Raw genomic sequence first — 14,792 nt, 5'->3', positions numbered from 1 at the left:
GCACCGGGCGGGGAAAGGGCGGTGGCGGCACCCTTCGCGGGTGCCGCCACCGTACGTGCTCAGGGGGCGGGTCAGACGGCGGAGCCGGCCTTCCACTGCGCCCAGTCCATGTTCCAGCCGTTCAGGCCGTTGTCCGGCTTGATGGTGGTGTCCTGGGAGTTCTTGACGATGACGACGTCGCCGATGAGCGAGTTGTTGTAGAACCAGGCGGCGGGCTGCTTCGCGTCGCCGGCGCCCTTGACGTCGTTCAGGCCGACACAGCCGTGGCTGGTGTTGGCGCTGCCGAAGACGGAGTCGGGGCCCCAGTAGTTGCCGTGGATGAACGTGCCCGACGTGGACAGCCGCATGGCGTGCGGCACGTCCTTGATGTCGTACTCGCCCTTGCCGTCGTCGTCGGTGAAGCCGACCGTCGCGCCGTTCATCCGGGTCTCCTTGAACTTCTCGGAGATCACCATCTGACCGTTGTAGGTCGGGTTCTCCGGGGAGCCGGCGGAGATCGGGATGGTCTTGATCGTCTTGCCGTCCTGGGTGACCGTCATGGTCTTGGTGGCGGCGTCGACAGTGGAGACCTGGTTGCGGCCGACCTTGAAGGTGACGGTCTTCTCCTGGACGCCGTAGACGCCCTCGGCGCCCTCGACGCCGTCCAGGGCGAGCTTCAGCGTGACCGTGGAGCCCTCGGCCCAGTACTGGTCGGGGCGGAAGTCCAGGCGCTGGCTGTTGAACCAGTGGCCGACGACCTCCTGGCCGCTGCTGGAGCTGACGGTGATGGCGGACTGGACGGCCTTGCGGTCCATGATCGCCTTGTTGAACTTGATCGACACGGGCATGCCGACGCCGACGGTGGAACCGTCCTCCGGCGTGAAGTAGCCGATGAAGCTGTTGGCGGGCGAGACGGTGGTGAACGACGCGTTCTCGTGCGCCTCCAGGCCGGCGGAGTCCTTCGCCGTGGCGGAGATCTTGTACGTGGTGGAGCGCTCGAGCTGGCCGTCGGGCTTCCAGCTCTTGCCGTCGGCCGCGAGGGTGCCCTCGACCGGGGTGCCCTCCTTGGTCGTCATGGTGACCTCGGTCAGGGTGCCGTCCGTCACGGTGACCTTGGCAGCGTTGTTGATGCTCGCGTTCGTCGCGCCGTTCTCCGGCAGGATCGCTATTCGGGCCTTGGAGACTTCCTTGGCGGCCGCCTCGTCGATCTGCGCCTGTGACGTCCTGGTGTTCTCGGCGGCCGCGTCCTTGTCATCTTCCCCGCCGTTGCAGGCCGACAGGACCAGCACACCCCCGAGCACCGCAGATGCGACCTTGAGGCCGCTGCGCCGCTTGCTGTCCGTCATCACACGCTTCTCCATCGCTGCCGAGTCCCCTGTTCAACCACTACGGACAACCCCACTTCAGGTCATCCGGTTCCACATCGGTAAAAGATGTGGGCAACAACACTCGTCGAGCACACCCGCGGGCCCCACGCCCGCCCGATGCTCCTCACCGAACTGATCGACGCTGCTTCCGCCTCTCCGGTTGCACCGCTCACGGTCACGGTTCGGCTTCAGCCCTTCGATTGTCGCCCCCGCAATACGGCACGGGAAGGACCGGGCCTCGGTTCGCCTGCCCGGCGACCTGAGGCCCGAAGCCTGCCACACGTCCCCATATGTGCGATCTGCGGCACATCCGCATGCTACGGCTGCCCGTCGTTTCCGTCGGTGTCCAGCAGCGGGTAACCGTCGGGACCGCTTTCGTAACCCGCGACCATGTCGTCGTCATCGTCGGCGTCCAGCTGCCAGTCGTCGGAGTCCGGGTCGTACTCGATCTCCTCGCTGCTCCACGACGCCTGGGCCAGCTCGATCCCGGGGACCTCGCCGACCAGGTCGAACGGGTCCACGAGGTAGGCCAGGGCCTCCGCGTCGTCCTCGCTCACCGCGGACTGCGCATGGGTCCGCTCTGCGTCGGGCATGAATTCGTCGTCGGCGATCCGCTCGAGCGCCGCACCGGTCAGCGCCTCGGAGTCGTCGACCTCGATCACCAATTCCACTCGTAGCCGCACATAACGTGATGTCTCAGAGCTGGTCATACGACGGAGGGTATGACTCGAGGCCCGCGGCTTTCCCACGACCCGCTGCGTTCACTACCATCTGCCCACCGGCCGAGGCATCCGCCCACCGGCCGATCCGAGATGGCTCAAGATGCCTCAAGGGGGACCGAATTCCGTGTCCGTCGCACGTCGACCGCTGATCACCGCCACTGCCGCAGGAACGCTGCTGTGCGGGCTGTGGTTCGTTCCCTCGGCGAACGCCACTGCCGAGAGACCTGCCGGGGAGCGGCCGGCAGCCGCGTCCTCCGGTTCGGTGACGCAGCAGGCCGGCCAGGAGCGACTGCTGCTGGCGGAGACGGGCACCGTGGACACCACCCCGTATGTGATCGGCGGCTCGGTGTGCCTCGCCGTCGGGGCGGGCTTCGTCGCCCTTTCGACGCGCAGGGAGGCACCCGGCGCCGTCTGACGGTTCCCGGCACCACGCACGCAGGCCGCCCCGCCGTGACGGCGGGGGCGGCCTGCGTGCTGCGGCTGCGGCTGCGGCTGCGGCTGCGGGAAGGGTGTCAGGCCAGCGGGCCGGTCACCGGCTCGACGGCCGCGACGAGCCGTCCCTCCCGTACGAACGCGTCCGCCGCCTCCAGGTCGGGCGCGAGGAAGCGGTCCGGGCCGGGGCCCTGGACGCCTGCCGCGCGCAGCGCCTCGATGGCGGCCTGCGAGGCCGGGGCCGGCGTGAGATGGCGGCGCAGCTCGATGGCGCGGGTCGCCGCGTACAGCTCGACGGCGATGATCCTTCCCAGGTTGCCGACGGCGGTGCGCAGCTTCCGGGCGGCCGACCAGCCCATGGAGACATGGTCCTCCTGCATGGCGGAGGAAGGGATGGAGTCGGCGGACGCCGGGACGGCCAGCCGCTTCAGCTCGCTGACCAGGGCGGCCTGCGTGTACTGGGCGATCATCAGGCCGGAGTCGACGCCCGCGTCGTCGGCGAGGAACGGCGGCAGGCCGTGGCTGCGGTTCTTGTCGAGGAGCCGGTCGGTGCGGCGCTCGGCGATGGAGCCGAGGTCGGCGGCGGCGATGGCGAGGAAGTCCAGTACGTACGCGACGGGCGCGCCGTGGAAGTTGCCGTTGGACTCCACGCGGCCGTCGGGCAGAACGACCGGGTTGTCGACGGCGGAGGCGAGTTCGCGGTCCGCGACGAGGCGGGCATGGGCCATGGTGTCGCGGCCGGCGCCCGCGACCTGCGGGGCGCAGCGCACCGAGTAGGCGTCCTGGACGCGAGGTGCCTCTTCCTCCTGGAAGTGACCGGTGAGGCCGGAGCCCTTCAGGACGGCGAGCATGTTCGCCGCGGAGGCCCCCTGGCCGGGGTGGGGGCGAATGGCGTGCAGTTCCGGCGCGAGGACCTTCTCGGTGCCGAGCAGGGCCTCCAGCGTCAGGGCGGCGGTGATGTCGGCCGACTTGTAGAGGCGGTCGAGGTCGGCGAGCGCCATGACGAGCATGCCGAGCATGCCGTCGGTGCCGTTGAGGAGGGCAAGGCCCTCCTTCTCGCGCAGTTCGACGGGAGCGATGCCGTGCTCCGCGAGCAGCTCGTCCGCGGGCCGGACCGTGCCGTCGGGGCCCTCGGCGTCGCCCTCGCCCATGAGCGCGAGTGCGCAGTGGGAGAGCGGGGCGAGGTCGCCCGAGCAGCCGAGGGAGCCGTACTCGTGGACGACGGGCGTGATGCCCGCGTTCAGCACGTCGGCCATGGTCTGCGCGACCTCGGGGCGTACGCCGGTACGGCCGGAGCAGACGGTCTTCAGACGGAGGAACATCAGTGCGCGGACCACCTCGCGCTCGACGCGCGGCCCCATGCCGGCGGCGTGCGAGCGCACGATGTTGCGCTGCAGCTGGGCACGGAGCTCGGGGCTGATGTGGCGGGTGGCGAGGGCGCCGAATCCGGTGGAGACGCCGTAGACGGGCTCGGGCTTGGCGGCCAGCGCGTCCACGATCGAACGGGCCTCGGCAAGGGCGGCGAGGGCCTCGCCGGAGAGCTCGACACGGGCGCCGTGACGGGCCACGGCGATGACGTCATCGGCGGTGGTACCGGACGTCCCCACCACGACTGTTTGCATATCCATATTCAGCAGCGTACGGACTGAATCCAAACCTGTCACCACCGGCGGACATGTTGACCCCTTACCGGCCGGTACTCGTGTTGCCACCCGTCACCGTCCCCGCCGACGGCCCTGCGGCGCTTCATCGCCGGAGCTCACGGCTCGCTCCAGGGCTCCTCCTCCGACTCCTCCGGGCGGGCGTCCCGGAAGCGGCGTCGGTCCTGCGCGGAACGCGGCGGCGAGTCCGCGAGCCGCATCACCGTGCCGTCCCGGCCGGCCACCACCGGCATCGGGGAGCGCGCCGCCTTGGCCCGGTACTGGGCCGCGTCCGCCAGCCGGAAGAGCCGCCGGGCCGAGCGCACCTCGCCGATCGGGTCGCCCGTCGACGCGACCCCGCAGGCGACGCCCTCGCCCAGCTCCAAGTCCTTCGCCCGGATGCACAGTTGGCCTGCGACCTCGACCACCTCGTCGGCCGACGGCCCCACCGTGACCAGGCAGAACTCGTCACCGCCGAGCCGGGCCGCCAGCGCACCCGGCAGCATCGCCCCACAGAGCGACAGGACCGAGCCGAACCGTTCCAGCAGCCGGTCGCCGACGGCGTGGCCCTGGGTGTCGTTCACCCGCTTGAGCCCGTTGACGTCGCACACCACCAGGCTGACGACCGCGCCGTCCGACCGGTGCCGCTCCAGTGCCTCGTCGAGCCGCGTGTCCACCGCACGGCGGTTGGCGAGGCCGGTGAGGGGGTCGGTGAACGCGAGCTTACGGACCTCCTCGAGCCGCTCGGTCTGGGCGATACCGGCCGCCACGACGGACGCCAGGACGGTCGCGAAGTCGGCGTCGTCCCGGTCGAACACCGCGGCCGACTCCGGCCGGGCCACGTACAGCTCTCCCCACGCCCTGCCATGCAGCACGATCGGCGCGACGACACAGCAGCCCCGGCCACGTCGGCGCAGCGCGGCGACCCTCTGGTGGCAGTAGCCGTGCCCGGAGGTCGCCGGCCCCGCCGCCGTCTCCACCCACGCCTCCGGTTCACCGCCACCGGCCCAGCGCTCGTGAAGGAACTCGGTGATCTCGGGAAAACGGTTCACCGGGTACGCCTCGGAGTCGGGGAACTCCTCTTCGTCCGACGCGCGTTCACCCGCGTTCACCAGCACCCGCAGCCGCCCGCGCTCCCGTTCCCACACGGACAGCGCCGCGAACGACCCGGCGAGCGCGCCGCAGGCACCGAGCGCCGCCGCCCGCCAGGACTCACGCGGCGTCTGGGCCGCGGCCATCGCCTGCGCCAGCGCCACCACGGCTCGCAACCGCCCATCCACAGCCATCCACCCAGCTTAGGGAGGTTTCGACCGATTTGATCAGTTGTGGGGGCCCGGGTCGCGGACCTGGGCCACCCGCCGCACGATCCCGCTCGCTCCGCTGCCCACTCGCCTGCTCACTCGCCGGGCCACTGCGGCTTCCGCTTCTCGTTGAACGCGGCGACGCCCTCCGCGCGGTCCCCGGAGAACGCCGTCGCCCGCCACGCGGCGTCCTCGACCTCGAGACCGGCCCTCAGGTCGAGCCCGTGCCCGAGGCGCATGGCCTTCTTCGCGTTGCGCAGCCCCACCGGCGAATTCGCGGCCATCCGGGCGGCGAGGGCGAGCGCCTCGGTACGGGCGTCCTCCGCGAGGACGTCGACCAGGCCCAACTCCCTTGCCTCGGCGGCCTCCACGCGCCGCGCCGTGAACACGAGCTCCGCGGCGCGGGCGGCCCCGACCCTGCGCGGCAGCAGCTGCGTGCCGCCACCGCCGGGGATGACCCCGACGGACACCTCGGGCAGACCGACGACCGCGGTGGCGTCGGCGACGATCACGTCACACGACAGCGCCAGCTCGAAGCCCCCGCCGAGCGCGAACCCGTGCACGGCCGCGACGGTCGGCATCGGCAGCTCCAGCACACCGGTGTACGCGCCGCGGGTGGTCGGCCGCTGCCGCGACAGGTCGGCGTCCGAGAAGGAGTTGCGCTCCTTCAGGTCGGCGCCGACGCAGAAGGCGCGCTCACTGGTGGAACTGACCACACCCACGCGCACCTCGCGGTCCGCCGCGAGCGCGTCGCAGGCGGCCCGGATGGAGCGTGCCATCTCCGTGGAGACGGCGTTCATGGCCTTGGGGCGGTCCAGGACGAGCTCGGCGACGTGGCCGTGTTCGTGCTTGCGGACGGCGACGAACTCCCCGAACCGCTGCTCGGACTCCGACATGGGGCACCCTCCCGGTTAACGACGGTTAACGATGGCTCACCGGATCATATGCGGGGCCATGGGGAGGGGGGTGGGCGCGGGGGCCCTGGGGCCTCCGCCCCCGGACCCCCTCCGGGGCTCCGCCCCGCGCCCGGTACCGCCCTGCGGGCCCCGGTACCGCGCTTCGCGCGGTGGCCTCAACGCCCTCCTACGGCCTGGCGGCCGTGGGTGGGGACACCTCCCACGCCGCCGGCCGCAGGGGGGGAGTGCCCCAAGCCGGGCTGCTTTCCAGCCCCGCCGGGTTTGAGGCGCGGGGTTCGGGGCGGAGCTCCGACAAGACCGGCACGCCCCAGCCCCGCCGCCGATTGAGGCGCCGGGCTCGGGGCCGGAGCCCCGACAAGACCGGCACGCCCCAGCCCCGCCGCCGATCGAGGCGCCGGGCTCGGAGGCGGAGCCCCGACAAGACCGGCACGCCCCAGCCCCGCCGGGTTTGAGGCGCCGGGCTCGGAGGCGGAGCCCCGACAAGACCGGCACGCCCCAGCCCCGCCGGCGATCGAGGCGCCGGGCTCGGAGGCGGAGCCCCGACAAGACCGGCAAGTCCAGCCCCGCCGGCGATCGAGGCGCCGGGCTCGGAGGCGGAGCCCCGACAAGACCGGCACGCCCCAGCCCCGCCGGCGATTGAGGCGCCGGTGACGAAGGCGGTGCGGGTTGAGTCAGGAGGGGCGGCGGGTCAGGAGCCAGGGCTCCACGACGCCGAGCCCCCGCACCGGCCGCTGCCACATCGGCTGGAGCGCGAAGCGGTACGTCGGCACCTCGCGCCCCTCCTTCTCCGCCTTGACCGCTTCCTCCGCCGCCTCCGCCTCGGAGGCCGGTGCGTCGCCCGTGCGGATCAGTTCCTCCGCGAACGCCCCGTCCACCAGCAGCGCGTCCTTCGGCGCTATCGACGTCAGCCGGCTCGCCAGGTTGACCGTCGTACCGAAGACGTCGCCCATCCGCGTCGTGACCGTCCCGAAGGCGATGCCCACCCGCAGGGCCGGCATCGACTCGTCGTCGGTCATCGTCTCGATGAGCCGGAGCGCGATCTCCGCCGCCGTACCGGCGTCGTCCGCCGCGTACAAGACCTCGTCGCCGAGGGTCTTGATCAGCCGGCCGCTGTGTGCGGCGACCAGGTCCGCGCAGGTGGTCTCGAACGCCTCGACGAGCTCGCCCAGCTCCTCCTCCTCCAGCCGGCGGGTCAGCCGGGTGAAGCCGACGAGGTCGGCGAAGCCGACGGCGAGGCGGCGGTCGACCATCTCCTCGTCGTCCGCGGCCTGGACGACCCGGCCGGTCGCCGCCGCCAGCTGCCGCCGCCACACATAGACGAGGAACTCCTCGAGCTCCGGCAGCAGCAGCTCGACCAGCGGGTAGGTGACCTCGGTGCGGGTCATGCCGGGCTCGGGTGGCTCGGTCAGTCCCTCGAGGAAGGAGTCGATCTGCCAGTCGGCGAGCCTGGCGGTGGTCTGCCCGGTCGAGCGGGCGACCTGGACCGCCATCGGTTCGCTGAGCAGGCCCGCCTCGACCAGGCCGGCGAGCCGCCGCAGGGCGAGCACGTCCGCCTCGGTGAGGGCCTTCGCCTGTCCGATGTCGGCGAAGCCCATGGCCCGCCAGAAACGGGCGGCGAGCTCCATGGAGACGCCGGCGGTACGGGCGGCCTGGAAGGCGGTGTAACGCCGCTCGGCGCCGAGGATCAGCTGTTCCAGCCGGATGGCCAGCGGATCGTCGGACGGCTCCGCCGTGTGGTCGACCTCGTGGTGGGGCGTCGGGTGCACCGACCCTGAGGACCCTGAGGACCCTGAGGACCCCGAGGAGCCCGAGGACCCCGAGGAGGAGGCGGACGCGCCGGAGGAGGCGGACGCGCCGGAGGAGGCGGACGCGCCGGAGGAGCCGTCCGACGGCGGCTGCGCGCCCGCGCCGGAAGTGGTGTCGTCGACGGTCACCAGCCGCCTCCTGCCCGTTCCCTGCGCAATGCCCTGCCGATCTGTCGCGCGATCGCCTCAACGATACGGCAGGTGTGCCCCAGCTCACGTCCCCGCGGCCGAGCCGGTTCGGTCCGCGGGCACCCGGTCTCCGTCAGACCGCCGGCCGCAGGTGCACGATGTCGCCCGCGCTCACGGGCCGGCGCGTGCCGTCGTCGGTGGCCAGCACCAGCCTGCCGTCGCCGTCCAGGGCGACCGCCTCTCCGGTCACGGCCGTGCCGCCGGGCAGCTCCGCACGCACTCGGCGGCCCAGGGTGGCGCAGCCCGCCGCGTACGCCTCCTGGAGCCCGCAGGCGGCCGGGTCGCCGACGGCGGTGCGCCACGCGGTGTACCACTTCTCGAGGGAGCGCAGCACGGCCCGCAGCAGCGGGTCGCGGTCCGTGGAGACGGCGTTCGCCAGCCCGATCGACCCCGCACCCGGCACGGGGAGCTCGTCGGCGCGCAGCGACACGTTGATGCCGATGCCGAGCACCACGGCGTCGTCCCCGGCGCGTTCCAGGAGGATGCCTCCGGTCTTGCGTTCCTCGCCGTCCACGGTGACCAGCAGGTCGTTGGGCCATTTGAGGGACATGTCGACGCCCGCGGCCCGTGCGAGTCCGCTCGCGGCGGCGACGCCGGCGAGCAGCGGCAGCCAGCCCCAGCGGGTGACGGGCACGTCCGTGCCGGGCCGCAGGAGGACCGAGAAGAAGAGGCCGGAGCGGGCGGGCGCGGTCCAGGCGCGTTCCAGCCGGCCCCGCCCCGCGGTCTGCTCCTCGGCGATCAGCACGGCGCCCTCGGGCAGGGCCGCCGCCCGTGCCGCCAGGTCGGAGTTGGTGGAGCCGGTGGCCGCCACCACGTCCAGGGAGGTCCACAGGCCTCCGGGTACGACGACGCCGCGGCGCAGGGCGGCGACGTTCAGAGGAGGCCGGTCGAGGTCGGACCAGCGGCTCTCGGGCGCATTCGGAGGCGTCATGCAAGCCAGCGTAGGTGTGTCCAACGCCGCACTGCCGAACCGTATCCGCGCCGATACGCTACGAGCCAGTAGCAACCGATCGTTAACCGTCCCCCTTGAGTACGTCCCCGTCAGTCGTCCCCGTGACCAGCCAGGGAGCCGCATCCCGATGTCCGAGCCGGAAAACGCCCTCTCGCAGAATCCGAGCAGCCACACCACCGCGGGAAAGATCGCGGATCTTCAGCGCCGTATCGACGAGGCGACGCACGCCGGTTCCGCTCGTGCGGTGGAAAAGCAGCATGCGAAAGGCAAGTTGACGGCTCGCGAGCGGATCGAGCTGCTCCTGGACGAGGACTCGTTCGTGGAGCTCGACGAGTTCGCCCGGCACCGTTCGACCAACTTCGGCCTTGAGAAGACCCGTCCCTACGGCGACGGTGTCGTCACGGGTTACGGCACGGTCGACGGCCGCCCCGTCGCCGTCTTCTCGCAGGACTTCACCGTCTTCGGCGGTGCTCTCGGCGAGGTGTTCGGACAGAAGATCATCAAGGTGATGGACTTCGCCCTGAAGACCGGCTGCCCGGTAATCGGCATCAACGACTCCGGCGGCGCCCGCATCCAGGAGGGCGTCAGCGCGCTCGGCATGTACGGCGAGATCTTCCGCCGCAACACCCACGCCTCCGGCGTCATCCCGCAGATCTCGCTGGTCGTCGGCCCGTGCGCGGGCGGTGCGGTGTACTCCCCCGCGATCACCGACTTCACGGTGATGGTCGACCAGACCTCGCACATGTTCATCACCGGCCCCGACGTCATCAAGACCGTCACCGGCGAGGACGTCGGCTTCGAGGAACTGGGCGGCGCCCGGACGCACAACACCACGTCCGGTGTCGCGCACCACATGTCGGGCGACGAGAAGGACGCCATCGAGTACGTCAAGTCCCTGCTGTCGTACCTGCCGTCCAACAACCTCTCCGAGCCGCCGTCCTTCCCCGAGGAGGCGGACACCGCGGTCAGCGACGAGGACCGCGAACTGGACACCCTCATCCCGGACTCGGCGAACCAGCCGTACGACATCCGCACCGTCATCGAGCACGTCCTCGACGACGGCGAGTTCCTGGAGACGCAGGCGATGTTCGCCCCGAACATCGTCACCGGCTTCGGCCGGGTCGAGGGCTACCCGGTCGGCATCGTCGCCAACCAGCCGATGCAGTTCGCCGGCTGCCTGGACATCAACGCCTCCGAGAAGGCCGCGCGCTTCGTGCGCACCTGTGACGCCTTCAACGTCCCGGTGCTGACCTTCGTGGACGTGCCCGGCTTCCTGCCGGGCGTGGACCAGGAGTACGGCGGCATCATCCGCCGCGGCGCCAAGCTGATCTACGCGTACGCCGAGGCCACCGTCCCGCTGATCACCGTCATCACCCGCAAGGCGTTCGGTGGCGCGTACGACGTCATGGGCTCCAAGCACCTCGGCGCCGACCTCAACCTGGCCTGGCCGACCGCGCAGATCGCGGTCATGGGCGCGCAGGGCGCGGTGAACATCCTGCACCGCCGCACCATCGCGGCCGAGGCGCCGGAGGACCAGGAGGCGACCCGGGCGCGGCTGATCCAGGAGTACGAGGACGCCCTGCTCAACCCGTACACGGCGGCCGAACGCGGCTACATCGACGCGGTGATCATGCCGTCGGAGACCCGGGCCCAGCTCGTGAAGGGCCTGCGCCAGCTGCGCACCAAGCGGGAGAGTCTGCCCCCGAAGAAGCACGGGAACATTCCCCTGTAGGGGCCCCGAGGCCCGAGGAAGGGACGAGACGATGATCAAGGTCGTACGAGGCAACCCGACCCCCGAGGAGCTGGCCGCCGCCCTGGCGGTGGTCCAGGCCCGCGCCGCGGCGATCGAAGGCGGCGCGGCCGACGGCCCCAGGCCGCCCGAGGGCTGGTCGGACCCGGCACGCATCGCGCGCAGCAGCAGGCCGCTGCCGGGACCACGGGCGTGGGCGCGCAGCTACTGGCCGGTCTGACCCCCGGGACGTGAAGGCCGGGCCCCGACGCACAGGGGGCCCGGCCTTCACCCTGTTCACAGCACGTGGGCCAGTGCCTCGGCCATGGCCTGATACCCCTTGTCGTTGGGGTGCAGCCGGTCGCCGTGGTCGAACGCCGGGTGAAGACGGTCGGGGTCGGCGGGGTCCGCGAGGGCGCGGCCGAGATCGACGACCGCGTCGAACGCGCCGGCGGTCCGGACCCACTCGTTGATCTCCCGGCTCGTGCGGGCCGAGTGGGCGCCCCAGTGGTCGGAGCCGCCGAGCGGCAGCAGGGTCGAGCCGATGACGCGGAGCCCGCTGCCGTGCGCCTGGCGTATCAAGTCGCGGTATCCGCCGATGAGACGTTCCGCGGTGACGACGGGGGCCGGTTTGTAGGTCGGTTCGTCGGAGGCCTCGCTGAAGCCGATGTCGTTGAGGCCTTCGAGGACGACGACGGTGGAGACGCCGGGCTGGTCGAGGGCGTCACGGCGGAACCGGGCGGTGGCCCGCTCCCCGTACCAGGCGGAGTCGTTGAGGACGAGGTTCCCGCCGATGCCGGCGTTGAGCACGGGACGGCCGGTGAGTCCGGCGAGCGCGTCGGACCAGCGGCGGTCGGCGCCCGGGGTCGAGCCGAAGCCGTCGGTGATGGAGTCACCGAACAGGACGATCCCGTCCGCGCGGGCCGCGGCGACCTCCACGCCGGAGAGGTAGTACCAGGAGCTGGTGACAGCGGTGAACGCGGCGCCCGCCGCGTCGGCCCGGTGGTCGCCGTCGGCACGGTAGGTGTCCGCCCAGGCCTGGGCGTGGAACGTCGAGGGACCGGTCGTACCGGCGAAGTGCAGGGTGACGGTCACCTGACCGAGCGGCTCGACCGGCAGCCGCACCGGATCACTGCGCAGCTCGCCGCGGGCGGGGACGGCGACCGACCGCCGCCCATCGAAGGTGACGTGCCGTACGCTCCCCTCCTCCACGGCGGCGCCGCGTGCCGCCCGGGCGACGGTGGCGCCGGTGAGGTGCAGCGGGGACGTGCCGTAGGCATTCGTCAGCCGCAGACGGAGGCGCTCGCCTCCCGCGGTGACGCGCACGACCTGACGCACGGTCTGGTGCGAGAAGCCCTCCTGCGACCAGTTCGGCGTGAAGCCTGTGCTGGGCATCTGCGGGGAGGCGGCCCAGGCCGCGGTCCACTCGCTCATGGGATTACCCCTTCCACCCCGCCACTAATGGGCGGAGAGTTCCATTAGGATACCGAGCACGCTAGCACTGACACCGCCATTAATGGAACTGGAGACCCATTTGGATGCCACTCCGGGTACGGTCCGCCCCGGCGGCCGCACCGCGAAGGTCCGCGCCGCCGTACTCGAGGCCACCCAGGACGCCCTGGCCGACAGCGGCTTCCACGCCCTGAACCTCGACCGGATCGCTGCGGCCGCCGGCGTCGGCAAGACCACCGTCTACCGGCGCTGGGGCTCGGCGGTCGGCCTCGTGACGGACCTGCTGCGCGACATGGCGGAACAGTCGCTGCCGGCCGCCGACACCGGCTCACTGGACGGCGACCTGCGCGCCAACGCCCGTCTCGTCCTCGACACGCTCACCGACGCGCGTATGGGCCCCGTGTTCCGCGCCGTGATCGCGGCGGCGGCCTGCGACGAGCAGTGCGCCGACGCGCTGCGCGGCTTCTACGCGACACGGCTGGGGGAGTGGGCGCCGGTGGTCGAACGCGGCGTCGCACAGGGCGCCGTGCCCGCCGGCACGGACCCGCTGGAACTCCTGCGGGCGGTCTCCGCCCCCCTCTACTACCGCTTCGCGGTCAGCCGCGAGCCCCTGACACCCGACACGGCGGAAAGCGCGGCCGCTGCGGCGCTGGCTGCGGCGCGGGCGGGTGCGTTCGTGGTTTGAGTACGCGTACTCAGGCGCCGGGCCGTCCGCGCCAGCACCATCGAAGGCATGCTGTGGTCCGACCCGGAGAACGAGCCCCCCAAGGAGCTCCGCGACATGCAGACGATGCTGCGGCGCGCGGGGCTGGTGCTGGCGCTGGCGATGGTGGTGGCGATGTTCGCGGCGGGCCTTCGGTGACGCGGCCCCGGCGGCGGCACGGCTGACCGCGCCCTTTCCCGCTATCCAACCCCGCCGGCGGTTGAGGCGCGGGCTCGGGGCAGAGCCCCGACGAGACCGGCAAGTGCAGCCCCGCCGGGGGTACGCCCCCTACGCCTGGCGGCGCGGGAGGTGCGCCCGCCCACGGCCGCCAGGGCGCAGGGAGAGATTGAGGCGCGGGGGTGCGGGGGCGGAGCCCCCGTAAGGCGGGTCCGGTGGAGCAGGGGGTCGGCCCGCCGGAGGTGCGCCCGCTGGCCGCCTACGATGGGCGCCATGACCCGTCTCGTACTCGCCTCCGCCTCCCCCGCCCGGCTGAACCTGCTGCGGCAGGCCGGCCTCGCCCCCGAGGTGATCGTCAGCGGCGTCGACGAGGACGCCCTCACCGCCCCCACCCCCGCCGACCTCGCGCTCGTCCTCGCGGAGGCGAAGGCCGCGGCCGTCGCCGCCCGCCCGGACGCCGCCGGTGCGCTGCTGATCGGGTGCGACTCCGTCCTCGAGCTCGACGGCGAGGCGCTCGGCAAGCCCGCCGACGCCGAGGAGGCGACCGCCCGTTGGAAGGCGATGCGCGGCCGGGCGGGTGTCCTTCGGACGGGGCACTGCGTGATCGACACGGTGACCGGCCGCCGCGCGTCGGCGACCGCGTCGACGACGGTCCGGTTCGGCGAGCCGTCGGACGCCGAGGTCGCCGCGTACGTCGCGAGCGGCGAACCCCTGCACGTCGCGGGCGCGTTCACCCTGGACGGGCGCTCCGCGCCGTTCATCGACGGCATCGACGGCGACGCCGGCAACGTCATCGGCCTCTCGCTGCCGCTGCTGCGCAAGCTCCTCGCGGAGCTGGGGATCTCGATCACCGACCTGTGGGCGCCGGCGTAGGGCGCGCGACGCGCCACACGTCAGGCGGGCGTCGCCGCCCCGCCCACATCCGGTACATCCGGCCCGGCCTGGTCGGCCCGGTCGTCCGGCCCGGCCGCGGGCGGCCGCTCCTCGCCGTACACGATCAGCGACGCCACCAGCAGCCCCAGCACGACCATCATGAAACCGAAGGCGCTCCAGCCGACCAGACCCACCGTCAGCGCGCCGAGCACGCCGTGCACGACGGCGAGGGTGATCAGGAGGATGCGGGTGAAGCGGCCGGGGGCCCGGTCCCGTACGGCCACCACCAGCAGCAGCACACCGGCCAGGGCGAGCAGCAGGCCGGTCCCTATCCCGAGCCCCCATGTCGCGGTCACCATGACGTCGGGGTCCAGGCCGTCGAGCGACATCTGCTGGGCATCGACGAAGGTGGCCATGACGCCGTTGAGCACGACGATGCCGACGGCCTCCATCAGCAGGACAAGCGCAGCCACCACGGCCACCGGTCTGCGCACCACGGCGCCCCCAACCCTGTGTGTACCGGACGTACGTACGACAGCGCGAGGCTACTGACC

Annotated in this window: 15 protein-coding genes; 6 read left to right on the top strand and 9 right to left on the bottom strand. The window is 72.3% G+C overall.

Annotation, left to right across the window (positions count from 1 at the left end; translation table 11 throughout):
- Positions 1–71: 71 nt before the first annotated feature.
- A complete protein-coding gene (locus tag OGH68_RS23120) occupies positions 72–1,340 on the bottom strand; it encodes a L,D-transpeptidase (protein ID WP_264246877.1) in 1,269 nt (422 codons plus the stop codon).
- A 323-nt stretch (positions 1,341–1,663) separates the two neighbouring features.
- The gene (locus OGH68_RS23115) at positions 1,664–2,056 is read right to left on the bottom strand and encodes a hypothetical protein (RefSeq protein WP_264246876.1); all 393 of its coding nucleotides are present in this window, start codon (positions 2,054–2,056) and stop codon (positions 1,664–1,666) included.
- Between the two features lie 136 nt (positions 2,057–2,192).
- Here OGH68_RS23115 and OGH68_RS23110 point away from each other — a divergent pair, with 136 nt between their 5' ends.
- Positions 2,193–2,483 carry an LAETG motif-containing sortase-dependent surface protein gene (locus tag OGH68_RS23110; RefSeq protein WP_264246875.1) on the top strand — a complete coding sequence of 97 codons (291 nt, stop codon included), beginning with the start codon at positions 2,193–2,195 and terminating at the stop codon, positions 2,481–2,483.
- 97 nt (positions 2,484–2,580) lie between these two features.
- Here the strand turns inward: OGH68_RS23110 and hutH are convergent, their stop codons facing one another.
- From hutH to OGH68_RS23085, 5 genes are all read right to left on the bottom strand, one after another.
- On the bottom strand, positions 2,581–4,122 hold the full coding sequence (gene hutH / locus OGH68_RS23105) for a histidine ammonia-lyase (protein WP_264250232.1): 1,542 nt from the start codon (positions 4,120–4,122) through the stop codon (positions 2,581–2,583).
- 137 nt (positions 4,123–4,259) lie between these two features.
- Positions 4,260–5,426, bottom strand: a complete 1,167-nt coding sequence (locus OGH68_RS23100) for a diguanylate cyclase domain-containing protein (RefSeq protein WP_264246874.1) — start codon at positions 5,424–5,426, stop codon at positions 4,260–4,262.
- Positions 5,427–5,536: 110 nt separating this feature from the next.
- Complete coding sequence (locus tag OGH68_RS23095; RefSeq protein WP_264246873.1) at positions 5,537–6,337, bottom strand: enoyl-CoA hydratase/isomerase family protein; 801 nt, start codon at positions 6,335–6,337, stop codon at positions 5,537–5,539.
- A gap of 692 nt (positions 6,338–7,029) precedes the next feature.
- Positions 7,030–8,124 carry an adenylate/guanylate cyclase domain-containing protein gene (locus tag OGH68_RS23090; RefSeq protein WP_264250231.1) on the bottom strand — a complete coding sequence of 365 codons (1,095 nt, stop codon included), beginning with the start codon at positions 8,122–8,124 and terminating at the stop codon, positions 7,030–7,032.
- A gap of 301 nt (positions 8,125–8,425) precedes the next feature.
- Positions 8,426–9,283 (bottom strand): biotin--[acetyl-CoA-carboxylase] ligase, encoded by an 858-nt coding sequence (locus OGH68_RS23085; protein WP_264246872.1) that lies wholly within the window; start codon positions 9,281–9,283, stop codon positions 8,426–8,428.
- A gap of 148 nt (positions 9,284–9,431) precedes the next feature.
- Between OGH68_RS23085 and OGH68_RS23080 the strand changes: the two genes are divergently transcribed.
- Together OGH68_RS23080 and OGH68_RS23075 are read left to right on the top strand one after the other, a co-directional pair.
- Positions 9,432–11,036, top strand: coding sequence for an acyl-CoA carboxylase subunit beta (locus OGH68_RS23080; protein WP_264246871.1), 1,605 nt, complete (start codon positions 9,432–9,434; stop codon positions 11,034–11,036).
- Between the two features lie 31 nt (positions 11,037–11,067).
- Entirely contained in the window at positions 11,068–11,274 is a 207-nt protein-coding gene (locus OGH68_RS23075; protein ID WP_264246870.1) for an acyl-CoA carboxylase subunit epsilon, read from the top strand.
- A gap of 56 nt (positions 11,275–11,330) precedes the next feature.
- Here the strand turns inward: OGH68_RS23075 and OGH68_RS23070 are convergent, their stop codons facing one another.
- Entirely contained in the window at positions 11,331–12,467 is a 1,137-nt protein-coding gene (locus tag OGH68_RS23070; RefSeq protein ID WP_264246869.1) for an SGNH/GDSL hydrolase family protein, read from the bottom strand.
- An 82-nt stretch (positions 12,468–12,549) separates the two neighbouring features.
- Here OGH68_RS23070 and OGH68_RS23065 point away from each other — a divergent pair, with 82 nt between their 5' ends.
- From OGH68_RS23065 to OGH68_RS23055, 3 genes are all read left to right on the top strand, one after another.
- Entirely contained in the window at positions 12,550–13,170 is a 621-nt protein-coding gene (locus OGH68_RS23065) for a TetR/AcrR family transcriptional regulator (protein WP_264246868.1), read from the top strand.
- A gap of 48 nt (positions 13,171–13,218) precedes the next feature.
- Positions 13,219–13,347 (top strand): morphogenic membrane protein MmpB, encoded by a 129-nt coding sequence (gene mmpB / locus OGH68_RS23060; protein ID WP_259372230.1) that lies wholly within the window; start codon positions 13,219–13,221, stop codon positions 13,345–13,347.
- Between the two features lie 282 nt (positions 13,348–13,629).
- Positions 13,630–14,238, top strand: coding sequence for a nucleoside triphosphate pyrophosphatase (locus tag OGH68_RS23055; protein WP_264246866.1), 609 nt, complete (start codon positions 13,630–13,632; stop codon positions 14,236–14,238).
- Positions 14,239–14,258: 20 nt separating this feature from the next.
- Here the strand turns inward: OGH68_RS23055 and OGH68_RS23050 are convergent, their stop codons facing one another.
- The gene (locus tag OGH68_RS23050) at positions 14,259–14,690 is read right to left on the bottom strand and encodes a hypothetical protein (protein WP_264250229.1); all 432 of its coding nucleotides are present in this window, start codon (positions 14,688–14,690) and stop codon (positions 14,259–14,261) included.
- Positions 14,691–14,792: the final 102 nt, after the last annotated feature.

It is taken from the genome of Streptomyces peucetius (genome assembly GCF_025854275.1).
Classification (GTDB): domain Bacteria; phylum Actinomycetota; class Actinomycetes; order Streptomycetales; family Streptomycetaceae; genus Streptomyces; species Streptomyces peucetius_A.
This window is presented reverse-complemented; position numbering and strand designations above follow the sequence as displayed.